This window comes from Photorhabdus khanii NC19, assembly GCF_000517265.1.
Lineage (GTDB): Bacteria > Pseudomonadota > Gammaproteobacteria > Enterobacterales > Enterobacteriaceae > Photorhabdus > Photorhabdus khanii.
Genome location: NZ_AYSJ01000017.1, coordinates 119,330 through 135,861, shown reverse-complemented (window position 1 = coordinate 135,861; position 16,532 = coordinate 119,330). Strand labels below are relative to the sequence as shown.

General features: G+C 52.4%; 1 protein-coding gene. It reads right to left on the bottom strand.

All coding sequences use genetic code 11. The annotated features are described in order from the left end of the window. Window positions 1–342: 342 nt before the first annotated feature. Window positions 343–15,936, bottom strand: a complete 15,594-nt coding sequence (locus PTE_RS21595; protein ID WP_036850570.1) for a non-ribosomal peptide synthetase — start codon at window positions 15,934–15,936, stop codon at window positions 343–345. Between the last annotated feature and the right edge of the window lie 596 nt (window positions 15,937–16,532).

Genomic DNA, 16,532 nt, shown 5'->3' with positions numbered 1-16,532 from the left:
ACAACTCATTACTTTCAAGCTATTTTCGCAATCTATCAATGCTTAAATACCCATTTAATCATTATAACCTTTCAGGTTAATTAATCCGCCAGACTTTTCACTATTGTTGATGTAATAAGGCGTTATTAAATAAATTTACCGATTTATTTAAATGTAATTTAAATAAACATGGTTAATCTATCAAGAACACCCGCCACGCTTCTTATCGGTTTAACGATAAGAAGCGTGGCGAGTTCTTTACCTTAATTTTACTTGGGAAGAGATGTCCGGCCATTATAAACACCTTTAACCGGACAACATTACCGTCAATAACCGCTTTTTATTCTTGCAATATCACTGACATTACACCACCTCCGCTTCACAATTCATTGCCAACGCCATACTTAAAGTTTTAGCCAAAATGGTTTTATTTTCACTGTCTTCCATCAGGCTAAAATGGTCGCCGGGTACAGATGTTAGCTGGAGCGAAGAATCAGGCACGACCTGCTTCCAGCCTAACGACGGTTCCATACTCAAGGAGGGTAATGTGGCTTCCGTAACAAAAGGGATCTGCGGATAAGATTCCATCGCATAGAACTGGTGGAGCGTTATCGCCAAAGCTTGTGGTTCATATTCTTTGACCATTTGCACATAATTCCCCATCTGTTCCCAACGTTTTGCGATCAAATCAGGACGCAGATTGGCCGGGTATAGTTCCAGTTCCTGCGCCGCGGCAATAAATTGCACCAAATTCAGTTTATCGATTCTCTGATGCAATACTGCAATCTCCTCTGCATGTTCCCCGCCTGACTGTTTTGCCAGTTCAGCCAGAAACTGGAGTTTTGGTTGAATGACCTGCTGCTTGAAGCAGTGAGGGGCAGGCGTATCAATCAAACCCAGGAAATCAACGGTCTCACCGGCATTCAAAAGTTGCTGGGCAATGGCATAAGCCAGTACTCCACCAGAAGAGTAACCGTAGATCCGGTATCGGCCTTCCGGTTGAACCGCCTTCATAAAGGTGATCATTTTGGCGGCCAACGCTTCAATAGTTGATACCTGTTCCTCATTGATGGACGGCCAGGGTAATGCATAAATCGGATAGTCTGACTGAATATGTTGAGCCAGCCCGAAAACATAGGAGTAATCATCCATGCCGCTGGGCACAAAGAATAGCGGCGGTTCCATTCCGGATGGCCGCACAGGTATCGCACTGCTTTGCGGCTGAGACAATGGATCTAATGTGATCTTTGATACCAGTTCAGCCAGCACAGGGAATTGGAATAGGTTATTCAATGTACACATCAAACCACGACCAGCGGCAAGGTTGATCATCCGCATAGCAAGCAGCGAATGTCCCCCCAACGCAAAGAAATTGTCATACCGGCTTATCTGCTCAACCTCCAGCAATTCACGCCAGATAGCAGCCAATGCGCTCTCAACCTCCCCTTTCGGCGCTTCATAGGCTTGATGAGCAAAGGCATTCTGATCAGGCTCCGGCAGTGCCCGGCGATCCAGCTTACCATTAGGGGTCAGCGGGAATGCGTCCAGACGTACAAACGCCGCCGGTACCATGTAGTCAGGCAACAGTGCTCTCAGATGGCTATACAAACAGGTAGCCAATCCATCATTCGCTGGTGCCACGACATAAGCCACCAGACGTTTATCCTGCCCGTCCCCCAGAGCCAGTACGATAGCCTCACGCACAGCAGGGTACTCCACCAGCCGGGCTTCGATCTCACCCGGTTCAATACGGAATCCGCGGATTTTAACTTGCTGGTCGTTACGGCCAATAAATACCAGATTGCCATCCGGCAAGTAGCGGGCCAAGTCCCCGGTTTGGTACATCCGAGCATCCTGTGACTGACTAAACGGATCAGCCAGGAAACGTTCAGTGGTCAGGTCAGAGCGATTGAGATAGCCACGCGCAACACCGTCACCACCAAGATACAATTCCCCTACCGCTCCCAATGGGACCGGCTGGCCGCAAGCATCCAGCAGATAAACATTGGTGTTGGCCGTCGGACGGCCGATGGGAATTAATGCATCTGTATAATCTGCCGGACAACGCCAGGTAGTAGCACATACCGTGATTTCTGTCGGGCCGTAAGCATTGAACAGCGTGGCCCGGCCACGCAGTGCCTGAAGCAATGCCGCGCTGGGCGCTTCACCGCCCAATATTAATGTTGGTCTTATGGTTATTTCCGGTAAATCAGCCCCATCCCGCAGCAGAGCCGGTGTCAGGCAAGCGTGAGTCACCGCCTGTTCTTCCAGATAATGCCAAAGGCGCAGCGGATCCTGACGAACCGTGTCGGCAGGAATATCCAGGGTGGCACCACCACACAATGCCATCATGATTTCCCAGACGCTGGCATCGAAACCAAATGAAGCGAATTGCAACATCCGGCTATGGGAATGAATGTCAAACTGGCTGATTTTATCCCGGATAAGGTTGACCAACCCACGATGTTCAACCATCACCCCTTTCGGCATACCGGTCGAACCGGAAGTATAAATTACATAGGCCAGATGCCGTGAAGTTAACGCAGGAACCTGTGGGTTGTTGTCCGGCTGGTCAGGCAGGGTATTCGGGTCAAGTACGGTTAATTTCGCAAGTGCTTCTTCACCCAATGCGGCACGTCCGGTATTATCCGCCAGTACCACCGACGGAGCGGCATCATTTAGCATATAAGCCAGACGATCACCCGGATAGGCCGGATCCAGCGGCACATAGGCACCACCCGCTTTCAGTACTGCTAATAACCCTGCAATCCTTGATGGCGAACGCTTCACACAAATCGCCACCGGTTGATCAGGCTGCACACCCAGTTCAATTAATTGATGAGCCAGCCGGTTGGCACAGGCGTTCAGTTCCGCATAACTGAGGGCTTGCTCTTCATAGATCAACGCCGTGGCATCAGGATTTTTTCCCACTTGTTGTTCAAACAGTTGATGAATGCACAGTGAGTCAGGATACGCGGTTTCCGTCGCGTTCCAGGTTTTCAGCAGCAAATTCCTCTCGGTTTCAGGCAGGATTTCCAGCATCCGCACCGGCGTTTCCGGGGCCTGTTCAAGTGCCGCGACCAAACTTTCCAGCGCCTGTTGCATATAACCACATACCCGCTCAGGGTCAAATGGCTGGACAATTTGCGCGGTTAAACCCAGCGCTTCACCAAAATCTTCCACTGACAGCGTAAACGGATAGTTAGTCCGCTCCTGTGCGCCAAGGAATTCAACACCGTCCATGATTTCATTCGAAGCCGTCGGCAATGCGTTGTGCCGGTAATTCAGCAAGGTACTGAACAGTGGTGTTCCGCCTTGCACTCCACTGCAACGTTGAGCCAACGCCAGTGACGCATGTTCATGTGTCAGCAATCCCGCCAACCTACGGTGTGCCGCCTGTACACTGTCTTGTACCGGAGTATTATCCATATCCAGCCGTAGCGGTAAGGTATTGATAAACAGTCCCATGCCATTGTCTGCACCTTCACCGGCAGCCATACGCCCAAACAATACCGTGCCAAATACTACTTGCTTCTGACCGCTGGTACGCGACAACACCTGCGCCCAGGCCAGATGACACAAAGCGGCCAGGCTCACGCCCAGACGCCGGGCCTGTCCGCGTAAGCGGTCATTCAACTCCGCAGTTAACATCCGGTGCGATTCTGTCATTTGCGCGCCATCATGACGTACCTCTGTCAATCCGAACGGCAACGTAGGTTCATCCACCTCAGCCAGCATGTCGGTAAAGAAACGAATATGCTGCTCCTGACTCACCCCTAACCGAGCCTGCGCCACCAGATTGCGGAAAGGTGCCGGCGCAGGCAGGTTGCTTTCCTGTCCATCAAGATAGGCCTGAACTTCGTTGCTCATCACATCCAGCGCGGTATGGTCACCAATCAGATGATGCATCAGTTGCAGGACAATCCAGCGGCCATCTATCTCCGGTGCCACGACAAAGCGCAGCAACGGTGCCTGTCCCAAATCAATACGATGCCGGCGTGGATCAAAATGTTGAGCTAATTGGTCACTGACTGGCCCATCAGCTGGATCCAGTGTCAGTTCAGTCACCGGCAATTGCACTTGACGGCAAACCACCTGAGCAGGAACAGATAATCCTTCCCAGATAAAAGCGGTACGCAGGATGTCATGGCGGTCAATCACCTGTTGAACCGCAGCCAGATAACGGTCCAACAGAGGCCGATCAGCAAAAGCCATCTGACCAGCCAGCAAATATGGGTCGCCTTCGTTTGCCAATAGATGGTGGAACAGAATGCCGTCCTGTAACGGCGACAACGCATAGATATCCTGAATATTGGTAATCCCGCCCGGCACTTGTTCGACGATGTGATCAATCTCAGGCTGAGTGAGATTAATCAGCGGTAACATTTCCGGTGTCAACGCCGTCGTTGCCGGTGTAATGACGTTGGCAGGCACATCTTCGCCCTGATTCAGTTTCAAGGTTTGAGCAAGTTCAGACAGTACAGGGGATTGGAACAAGTCACGTACTGCCAGCGTTAAACCCAGGTTACGCAAACGTTCAACCATGCGCACCGCGAGCAATGAATGGCCTCCCAATGCAAAGAAGCTGTCGTACCGGCTTATCTGATCAACGCCCAGTAAGTCATGCCAAATAGCGGCGAGTGCGGTTTCCGTTTTCCCTTGTGGTGCCGCGTAAATCTGGCGCGCAAAGGCTTCCTCCCCCGGCACCGGTAACGCCCGGCGATCCAGTTTGCCGTTAGGGGTCAGCGGAAATGCGTCCAGACGTACAAACGCCGCCGGTACCATGTAGTCAGGCAATGACGCGCTCAGATGTTCACGCAGACAGTTAACCAGCTCGTCCTCCGCTTCTGCCACCACATAGGCAATCAGACGTTTGTCCTGCCCATCACCCAGTGCCAATACCAGCGCTTCGCGTACTGCGGAATGTTCTGTCAGCCGAACTTCAATTTCTCCCGGTTCAATCCGGAAACCGCGGATTTTAATCTGCTGGTCGTTGCGACCAACAAATACCAGATTGCCGTCCGGCAGGTAGCGAACCAAATCCCCGGTCCGATACATCCGTGCGTTGGCTGCGTCACTAAACGGATCAGCAAGGAAACGTTCGCCGGTCAGTTCAGGACGATTGAGATAGCCACGCGCCACACCGACGCCACCAATATATAGCTCACCCACCGCTCCCAAAGGCACCGGCTGACCATGAGCATCCAGCGGATAAACACGGGTATTGGCCGTCGGACGACCAATAGGAATGAATCCATCCCGATAATCTAACGGGCAACACCAGACGGTGGCACAAACAGTTATTTCTGTCGGGCCATAGGCATTGAACACCGTTGCCCGGCCATTCAGTGCCTGAAGTAAGGCTACACTGGGAGCCTCTCCACCCAGTATTAATGTTGGTTTGATGGTTATCGCCGGCAAATCAGTGCCATCCCGCAGCAAAGCGGGCGTCAAACAAGCGTGCGTCACCGATTGCTCTTCCAGATAATGCCAGAGACGGCGTGGGTCCTGACGAACAGCATCATCAGGAATAGCCAGGCTGGCACCACTGCCTAATGTCATCATAATTTCCCAGACACTGGCATCGAAACCAAATGAAGCGAATTGCAACATCCGGCTATGGGAATGAATGGCGAATTGGGCGATTTTATCCCGGATAAGGTTAACCAGCCCGCAATGTTCAACCATCACCCCTTTCGGCGTACCGGTCGAGCCGGAGGTGTAAATCACATAAGCCAGATGACGGGAGGTCAATGCAGCAATTTGTGGGTTGTTGTCCGGCTGATCAGGCAATGAATTCGGATCAAGAACAATTTGTTGGGCAAGCATTTGCTCATTTAATGCTGAACGTCCGGTATTATCTGCCAACAAAATAACCGGTGCCGCATCGGTCAAAATATGAATCAGACGTTCACCCGGATAAGCCGGATCCAGCGGCACGTAGGCACCACCGGCTTTCAATATTGCCAACAGCCCCACTATCCGCGCCGGTGAACTTGCCACGCAAATCGCCACCCGGTGATCCGGCGCGACACCCAGCGCGATCAGCTGATGCGCCAGCCGGTTGGCACGGGTATTCAATTCCGCATAGCTAAAGGATTGGTTTTCATATATTAACGCGGTAGAGTCCGGGGCATTCTCCACCTGTTGTTCAAACAGTTGATGAATGCACAGTGGGTCAGGATAGGTTGTTTCGGTCGCATTCCAGGTTTTCAGCAACAATGTGCGCTCGGTTTCCGGCAGGATTTGCAACGTCTGTACCGGCGTTTCCGGCGTCTGTTCAAGTGCTATCACCAGACTTTCCAGCGCCTGCTGCATATAACCACATATCCTTTCCGGATCAAATGGCTGCACTACCTGAGCAGTCAGCCCCAAATCGGAACCACCATCCTCTACCGACAACACAAACGGGTAGTTGGTCCGCTCCTGTGCGCCAAGGAATTCAATACCGCTGATGATTTCATCCGGCGTGACCGGATGGGTATTATGCCGATAATTCAACAACGCATTGAACAGCGGTGTCCCACTGGCTACCCCACTGCAACGTTGAGCCAGCGCCAGTGATGCATGTTCATGCGCTAATAATCCCGCCAATCGGGTATGGGCGGTCTGTACACTCTCCCGCACCGGGGTTTCATCCATATCCAACCGTAATGGCAGGGTATTAATAAACAGCCCCATACCATTATCGGCACCTTCACCAGCCTGCATACGCCCAAACAACACCGTGCCAAACACCACTTGCTTCTGACCACTGGTACCCGATAACACCTGCGCCCAGGCCAAATGACACAGCGCCGCCACACTGACGCCCAAACGCCGAGCCTGATTACGCAGACGACTATTCAGTGCAGGCGTCAGCATCCGGTGCGATTCCGTCACCTGCGAGCCGTCATGGTGTACTTCCGTCAAGCCGAACGGCAGCGTCGGCTCATCCACTGTCGCCAGCATATCGGTAAAGAAACGGGTATGTTCTGACTGGCCGGTGCCCAACCGGGCCTGCGCCACCAGATGACGGAAAGGTGTCGAAGCCAGCAAGCTGTCTCCCCGTCCGGTAAGATATGCCTGCACTTCGCTGTTCATCACTTCCAGCGTGGTATGGTCGCCAATCAGGTGATGCAGTAGTTGCAGCAGGATCCAGCGGCCATCAGTATCCCGAGCAATTGCAAAGCGCAACAACGGAGCCTGACTCAAGTCAATACGATACTGGCGCGGATCAAAGCGTTGGGCCAGTTGATCACGGTTCGATCCGTCAGCCGGATTGAGTGTCAATTCTGTGATGGATAAGGCAACCTGACGGCAAACCACCTGAGCCGGCGCTGATAGCCCCTCCCAGATAAAAGCAGTACGCAGAATATCATGGCGGTCAACCACCTGTTGAACTGCGGCCAGATAACGATCCAGCAAAGACCGATCCGCAAAAGCCTGTTGGGTTATCAGCAGATAAGGATCGCCTTCGTTTGCCAGTAAATGGTGGAATAAAATGCCATCCTGTAGCGGTGACAAGGCATAGATATCCTGAATGTTGGCAATCCCGCCCGGAACTTGTTCAACTATGCGGTCAATCTCAGGCTGAGTCAGATCAATCAACGGCAGCATTTCTGGCGTCAGTACAAGAGTATCCGGTGTAATACGGTTGTCAGGTACCGGGATTTCACAATGTTGCGCCAGAGACTGGGCCAAAACACTGAGTGTCGGATGCTCGAATAGCGTTTGGACCGATACGCCCAATCCCATACGCCGCAAACGTTCAATCATCCGCACAGCCAGCAGCGAGTGACCACCTAGCGCAAAGAAGCTGTCGTGCCGACCAACCTGCTCAACTGCCAGTAATTCACGCCAGATAGTGGCGAGCGCACTCTCAATTTCCCCTTGCGGCGCTTCGTAAATTTGACGGGCAAAGGCATGCTGATCCGGTGCCGGCAGTGCCCGGCGATCTAACTTACCATTCGGCGTCAACGGGAAGGTATCCAGACGCACAAAAGCCGCCGGTACCATATAGTCAGGTAAAATATCATTCAGATGTTCACGCAGACTGGCGGCCAGTCCGCTATCCGCTTCTGCCATTACATTATTTGCCACTACATAGGCCACTAAACGCTTATCCTGACCGTCACCCAGCGCCAGTACCAACGCTTCGCTCACCGCCGGATGTTCGGTCAGATGCGCCTCGATTTCCCCCGGCTCAATACGGAAACCACGGATTTTAACCTGCTGGTCATTACGACCGGCAAACACCAGATTGCCGTCCGGCAGGTAACGGGCTAAATCCCCAGTGCGATACATCCGAGCATCAACGTCATCACTAAATGGATCAGTAAGGAAACGTTCGGCGGTCAGTTCAGGGCGATTGAGATAACCACGCGCCACACCGACACCGCCAATATATAACTCACCTACCGCTCCCAATGGTACTGGTTGACCATGTTTGTCCAGCAGATAAAAACGCTTATTGGCCGTCGGACTGCCGATAGGAATTAATCCCCCGGTATAGTCTGACGGGCAATTCCAGATGGTGGCACAAACAGTGATTTCCGTCGGGCCATAAGCGTTGAACAAATCTGCCCGGCCGCACAATGTCTGAAACAGGGCGGTAGCCGGCGCTTCTCCTGCGAATATTAATGTGGGCTTTATGGTTATCACCGGTAAATCGGCACCATCGTGGAACATGGCCGGTGTCAGGCAGGCGTGCGTTACCCGCCGTTCTTCCAGGTAATGCCAGAGACGGTGCGGGTCTTGCCGAATTGTTTCAGTCGGAATAACCAACATAGCCCCACTGCTCAACGCCATCATAATTTCCCAGACGCTGGCATCAAAACCAAATGAGGCAAATTGCAACATCCGGCTGGTTATACCAACATCAAACTGGACAATTTGTTCCAGCGTCAGGTTAACCACACTCTGATGTTCGATCATCACCCCTTTCGGTCTGCCAGTGGAGCCGGAAGTGTAGATGACATACGCCAGATGCCGTGAGGTGAGATCAGAGACCTGCGGGTTGCAGTCCGGTTGATCCGGCAGGGTATTTGGATCGAGCACGGTTAGCGTCGCCAATGTTTCTTCACCCAATGCTGCCCGTCCAATATTATCCGCCAACAAAATCGTTGGCGCAGCATCAGTGAGCAGATAAGCCAGACGTTCACCCGGATAAGCCGGATCTAATGGCACATAAGCCCCGCCTGCTTTCAACACCGCCAGCAATCCCACTATTCTTTCCAGTGATCGTGTCACACAAATGGCTACCGGTTGATCCGGTATTACACCTAATGCAATAAGCTGATGCGCCAACCGGTTGGCGCGGGCATTCAGTTCGGCATAACTAAGCGTCTGATTTTCATAATTTACCGCTATGGCGTCCGGGGTCTTCTCCACCTGTTGTTCAACCAACTGATGAACACACAACTGTTCAGGATACGGCACTGCGGTGGCATTCCAGGTTTCCAGCAATAATGTCTGCTCAGTGGATGACAATATATCGACGGTCGTGACTGATTGCTGAGGATGGTTCACCATCGCCCGCAATAGGGCCTGCAAATAGCCGACCTGTCTTTCAATCGTTTCAGGGTCAAACAGGGCAGAAGAATAATTCAGTTCCCCAACAACCTCACCCGCCTTTTCCGTCAATTCCAGTTGCAGATCGAATGTAGCAATATCGTATCCCTGTACGACTGGCATCACCGCTAATCCCGGCAGTTGCCACGCTTCGATGTCGCTCTCCTGCCAGGCGAACATCACCTGAAATAGCGGGGTATGTTCCGGTCTGCGGAGCGGTTGTACAATCTCAACCACCTGTTCGAAAGGCAGATCCTGATGTTCCTGTGCGCCCAGTGTTGTCTGTCGCACCCGCTGGAGCAGCGTGACCATATCCGGTGTACCGGACAAATCAATACGCAACGCCAGGGTATTGACAAAAAAGCCGATCAGCGGCTCGATTTCCCGCCGGTTGCGGTTGGCGCTCGGTATGCCGATCACCAGATCATCCTGCCCGGACAGGCGTGACAATAATGCCGCCCAGGCGGTCAGCAATGTCATAAACAATGTGGTGCCGTGCTGTTGTCCCAGCTGTTTCAGGGCCTGTACCAACGTGGCATCAATCTGCACCGGTATCCGGCCGCCGGTAAATGATTGCCGGGATGGTCGGGGCCGATCTGTCGGCAATTCCAGCAATACCGGAGCATCGGCCAGCGTGCGGTGCCAGTACTCACTTTGCACCCGCAACCCTTCACCAGAGAACACCTTACGCTGCCAGACAGCATAATCAGGATATTGAATCGCCAATGGGGGCAAGGGATCAGGCTGTTCATTTAAGCAGGCAGAATAAAGTACGCCCAGTTCTGATTTCAAGATCTCTACAGACCAACCATCGGACACAATGTGATGCTGAGTCAGCAAGAAGACGTAATCCTCGTCGGCTCGTTGTATCAGCGCGCAACGGATTAGGGGACCACGGGCAAGATCAAACGGCGTTTCCGCCTCCTGTACGCACAGAAGCTTAAGTTGCTCATCGACTTCAAGCGCGTTACGCAGATCGTATTGTTTCACCGGCAGACCAAACTCCGCCGGTAACAGTTCAACCTGAGGCTGACCGTCAACCATGATAAAGACTGAACGCAGCGCTTCGTGGCGGGCAAACAGACAATTCAGCGCCTGTTGCCAGGCGGTAATATCAAGCTGACCACGCAAGTACAGTGCCAGCGGAATATGATAGGTATCACTGACGCCATCAAACTGCGCCAGAAACCACAGACGCTGTTGAGCGAATGACAGCGGTAAAGCACTCTCACGGGAGACGGGAACAATTTCAGATAATCTCCCCCCTTCCACATTGCGCTGGGCACATATCCTCTCCGCAAAGGCCGCAAGTGACGGTGACGTAAATAAGGCAACCAGCGGCAGTTCAACACCGAAAGCAGCGATACGATTCATGACCCGTACCGCCAACAGTGAATGCCCCCCCAACGCAAAGAAGTTGTCATGCCGGCTGATCTGCTCAATGCCTAATAATTCACGCCAGATAGCCGCCAGTGCAGTTTCTGTCTCCCCTTGTGGTGCTTCGTAAACCTGACGGGCAAAGGCATCTTCACCCGGAGCCGGTAATGCCTGACGATCCAGCTTGCCATTCGGGGTCAGCGGGAAGGCGTCCAGACGCACAAAAGTCGCCGGCACCATACAATCAGGCAAAATAGCACTCAGATGTTCACGCAAACGGGCAGCTAATCCGTTATCTTCTTCCGCCACGACATAAGCGACCAGACGTTTGTCCTGCCCGTCACCCAGCGCCAGCACCCACGCCTCACGTACCGCAGGATATTCTGTTAACCGAGCTTCGATTTCACCCGGTTCAATCCGGAATCCACGGATTTTAACCTGCTGGTCATTACGGCCAACAAACACCAGATTGCCATCTGGCAAATAACGGGCCAAATCCCCGCTGCGATACATTCTCGCATCAGTTGCATCACTAAATGGGTCAGCCAGGAAACGTTCATCAGTCAGGTCAGGGAGATTGAGATAGCCGCGTGTCACACCAGCGCCACCAATATACAGCTCCCCCACCGCCCCCAATGGCACCGGCTGCCCGTAGTCATCCAGCAGATAAATCCGGGTATTCGCCGTCGGACGCCCAATAGGTGCCAACGCATCGGTATAGTTTGATGGACAACGCCAGTGGGTGGCACACACGGTAATTTCTGTCGGGCCATAGGCATTGAACAGCGTGGCCTGACGGCTCAATGTCTGGAGTAGCGCCGGGCTGGGCGCTTCACCGCCCAGTATCACCGTCAGCTTTATCGTCAGCGCCGGTAAATCAGCGCCATCCCGCAGCAGAGCCGGAGTCAAACAAGCGTGCGTCACCGCTTGCTCTTCCAGATAATGCCAGAGGCGATGCGGATCCTGACGAACCGTGTCGGCCGGAATAGCCAGACTCGCGCCACCGGTCAGCGCCATCATGGTTTCCCAGACACTGGCATCGAAACCAAATGAAGCGAACTGCAACACCCGGTTACCGGAATGAATACCAAACTGGACAATTTTATCCCGAATAAGATTGACCAACCCACGATGTTCAACCATCACCCCTTTGGGCACGCCGGTAGAACCGGAGGTATAAATCATATAAGCCAGATGACGGGAAGTCAGCGCCGATAATTGCGGGTTGCTGTCCGGTTGATCAGGCAAGGTATTCGGATCAAGCAGAGTCAGCCCAGCAATCGCCTCCTCGCCCAACGCTACCCGTCCGGTTTCATCAGCCAATATTATTGAGGGGGCCGCATCATTCAGAATATGCGCCAGACGTTCCCCCGGATAAACCGGGTCCAGCGGCACATAAGCGCCACCGGCTTTCAGCACCGCCAACAACCCTACCACCCGTGCCGGTGAGCTTGCCATGCAGATCGCCACTCGCTGATCTGGCCCTATTCCCAGTGTAATCAGTTGATGGGCCAGCCGGTTGGCATTGGCATTCAATTCGGCATAATTCAGGAGCTGTCCTTCATACACCAACGCGGTGGCATCAGGCGTTGTTTCTACCTGTTGTTCAATCAACTGATGAATGCATAACTGCTCAGGATACAGTGTTTCGGTCGCGTTCCAGGTTTCCAGCAATAACGCGCGTTCCGTTTCAGGCAGAATGTTCAGTGCTCGTACCGGCGTTTCCGGCGCTCGCTCCAGCGCTTCTGCCAGACTTGCCAGCGCCTGTTGCATATAACCGCATACCCGGTCCGGTTCAAACGGCGCTACCACCTGAGCAGTCAGCCCCAGAGTCGTGCCACCATCCTCCACCGATAACACAAATGGATAGTTGGTCTGCTCCTGTTCGCCCAGGAATTCGATACCCGGTACAGCCTCATGAGAGATCAGCGGCTGCTCATTATGCCGGTAGTTCAACAGAGCACTAAACAGTGGTGTGCCGCCCGCTACCCCACTGCAACGCTGGGCCAGTGCCAGTGACGCATGTTCATAATCCAGTAATCCGGCCAGCCGGGACTGTGCCAGCCGTACACTGTCGTGTACCGGCGTGTCATCCATATCCAACCGCAACGGTAAGGTATTGATAAACAGCCCCATACCGCTGTCAGCCCCTTCCCCCACCGCCATGCGCCCAAACAGCACGGTGCCGAACACCACTTTCTTCTGCCCGCTGGTCCGTGACAGTACCTGCGCCCAGGCCAGATGACACAATGTTGCCACACTGACACCCAGGCGTTTCGCCTGCTGACGAAGGCGATCATTTAGCTCCAGCGATAACATCCGGTACGATTGTGTGACCTGCGAACCATTACGATGCACCTCGGTCAGACCAAACGGCAACGTCGGCTCATCCACGTCAGCCAGCATGTTGGTAAAAAAGCGGGTATGCTCTGCCTGATTGATATCCAGCCGGGCCTGCGCCACCAGATTGCGGAAAGGCAGCGGTACCGGCAAGCTGCCGCCCTGTCCGGCAAGACAAACCTGTACTTCGTGGTGCATCACTTCCATTGTCGTATGGTCGCCAATCAGGTGATGCTGCAATTGCAGCACATGCCAGCGGCCATCGGTTTCCTGCGCCACCACAAAGCGCAACAATGGGGCCTGACTCAGATCAAAACGATACTGACGCGGATCAAAACAGTGAGCCAATTGCTCACCCACTGGCCCGTCAGCCGGGTCCAGGGTCAGCTCAGTGACCGATAAAGGCGCCTGACGCCAGACCACCTGCGCCGGTGCAGATAATCCCTGCCAGATAAACGCGGTCCGCAGGATATCATGGCGATCAACCACCTGTTGCACTGCCGCCAGATAGCGATCCAGCAGCGCCCGGTCAGCAAAAATCATCGGATAGGCCAGCAGATAGGGGTCACCTTGCTTCGCCAGCAGATGATGGAACAAGATACCGTCCTGCAACGGCGACAGGGCATAGATATCCTGAATATTGGTGATCCCGCCCGGCATCTGTTCAACAATGTGGTCAATCTCAGGCTGGGTCAGAGCAATCAGTGGCAACATCTCTGGCGTCAACGCCGTGGTCGTTAATGTGATGATATTGGGCGGCACCACTACAGCCTGATGTTGCTCCAATGTCTGGGCCAGTTCTGACAGCACCGGATACTGGAACAGGTTACGGGCGGCCAGTGTCAATCCCAAACTGCGCAGACGTTCAATCATCCGTACGCCGAGCAAAGAATGACCGCCCAGCGCAAAGAAGCTGTCATGCCGACTAATCCGCTCAATACCCAGTAATTCGCGCCAAAGGGTGGCCAGAGCAATCTCCATCTCTCCTAGCGGCGCTGCATAAACCTGACGGGCGAAGGCGTCCTCTCCCGGTGCCGGCAACGCCCGGCGATCCAGTTTACCATTCGGTGTCAATGGGAATTCATCCAGACGCACAAAGGCTACCGGTACCATATAATCCGGCAACCGCGTACTCAGGTGTTCACGCAGGCGAGCGGCCAATCCATCATTTTCTTGAGTCAACACATAGGCAACCAGTTGTTTGTCCTGCCCCTCCCCTAACGCCAGCACCACGGCTTCACGTATCACCGGATATTCCACCAGCCGGGCCTCAATTTCCCCCGGTTCGATCCGGAAACCGCGGATTTTCACCTGCTGGTCGTTACGGCCCAGGAATTCCAGATTGCCGTCCGGCAGATAACGGGCCAAATCCCCGGTTCGGTACATACGCGCATTCGGTTTACCGCTAAATGGGTCTGTGAGAAAGCGTTCAGCGGTCAGTTCAGGGCGATTAAGATAACCGCAGGCCACTCCGTCACCCCCGACATAAATCTCACCGGCCATCCCCAATGGTACCGGCTGACCGTCAGTATCCAGCAAATAAATCCGGGTGTTAGCAATGGGGCGACCAATAGGAATAGAAGTCGTCCCCGACGTTAACGAGTCAACAGGGTAGATAGTAGTAAACGTAGTTCCCTCACTCGGGCCGTAGGCATTCAACAACTGTTTTGGCGGGCTCTTACGCAGCACTTGAGCAATGACATGCGGATCGAGGACATCTCCCCCAACCAGCAGCATTTTAAGTTGAGGCAACACCGGGGACAGCTCTGCCACCAGCCGGTTAAACAGCCCGACACTCATCCACAGGATCGTAATGTGATGCACCTGTAACGCCTGGACAAAATCCCGCGGCGTCAGCAACGTAGTATGATCAATAACCACCAGCGCAGCACCGTTAAGCAACGGCGCCCAAACTTCGAAGGTGCTGGCATCGAAAGCTGGGTTAGCGGCGAAGGCAATCCGGTCATTAGGTTCGATTTCAGCGTAGCCATTATTGATAACCAACCGGACGACAGCCCGGTGAGGCACGATAACCCCTTTTGGTGTCCCTGTCGAACCGGAGGTATACATGATATACGCCGGCCCAGTACTGGAACCCAATAAATCGGGATTGCAACTATCATCTTCCCGGATCGGTTCTGTCTCGGGGGTAAGACGGAGTCGCGGCACAACCAAGTCAGCCGGGATTTCCGTCTGCATATCAGTAAGCAGTAATTTGGCGGCACAATCGTTTATCAGCCAGTTTTTCCGTTCATCCGGTACGTTAGGATCAACAGGGACATAAACCGCACCAACCTTAAGGATAGCCAATTGAACCACTACCAATTCAACCGAGCGTTCTAACAGAATCGCTACATGGTCATCCGGACAAATCCCCTGCTCATTCAGTTGACAAGCCAGCCGGTTAGCCCGGGCGTTCAGTTCCGCGTAGCTCAGGATCTGCTCCCCGGCGATTAACGCTGCGGCAGCCGGAGTTTTTTCTGCCTGTTGTTCAAACAACTGATGAATACATAAATGGTCAGGATACGGGGTTTCTGTGGCGTTCCAGGTTTCCAGCAACAGGGTACGTTCAGCCTCAGATAACCCATTAAACTTTCGGACAAATATGTCGTCACCAACCTTTTCTGACGACTCCCGCACTAACCCCGCGTTAAGTGGACTTCCCTTTCTGGCAATTCTCTCTTTCATCTGCTTACTACCTCAACAAATCTATTAGATATTTGAAAACTGTTATTCCCAACAACCATCACAAATGTTTTTCTTTTACTTTTCGGAAAAATAACAACGAGCACATCAAGCATCAAAAGATACTCCAGCAATACTTTCTCTCAGCTGTTGAATGTAATATCCCGGTTAACATCCGAATAATTAACAATTTTGCGACGATAATTTTCCTGACAACGGAATAAATGGTTCATCAGATTAACCGAAATAAGGCATTCCATTTTTTCCTGTTTTTTAGATAAGCGCCTTTGATTTACGTCAATTTTTTATTGGCCGATGCTGAACTTCATAACTAAATAAAAATGGACCTATTGAATATATCTACTGGCATGAGCGCTAAGTCCTTGCTGTATTTTTTCCATTTAGCATTAATATCAGACTGAAATTATTTCAGATAAAATTAAATATTTATAAATATCAATAACCTCCAACAACTAAGGAACAAGAAAAATTTAATAAAAATATTATTTATCATTACGTTATAATAAAACCATGTATATTTAACCATATAAAACATAAACTGACTTAACTACATATTATTTTATAATAATCAAATTACA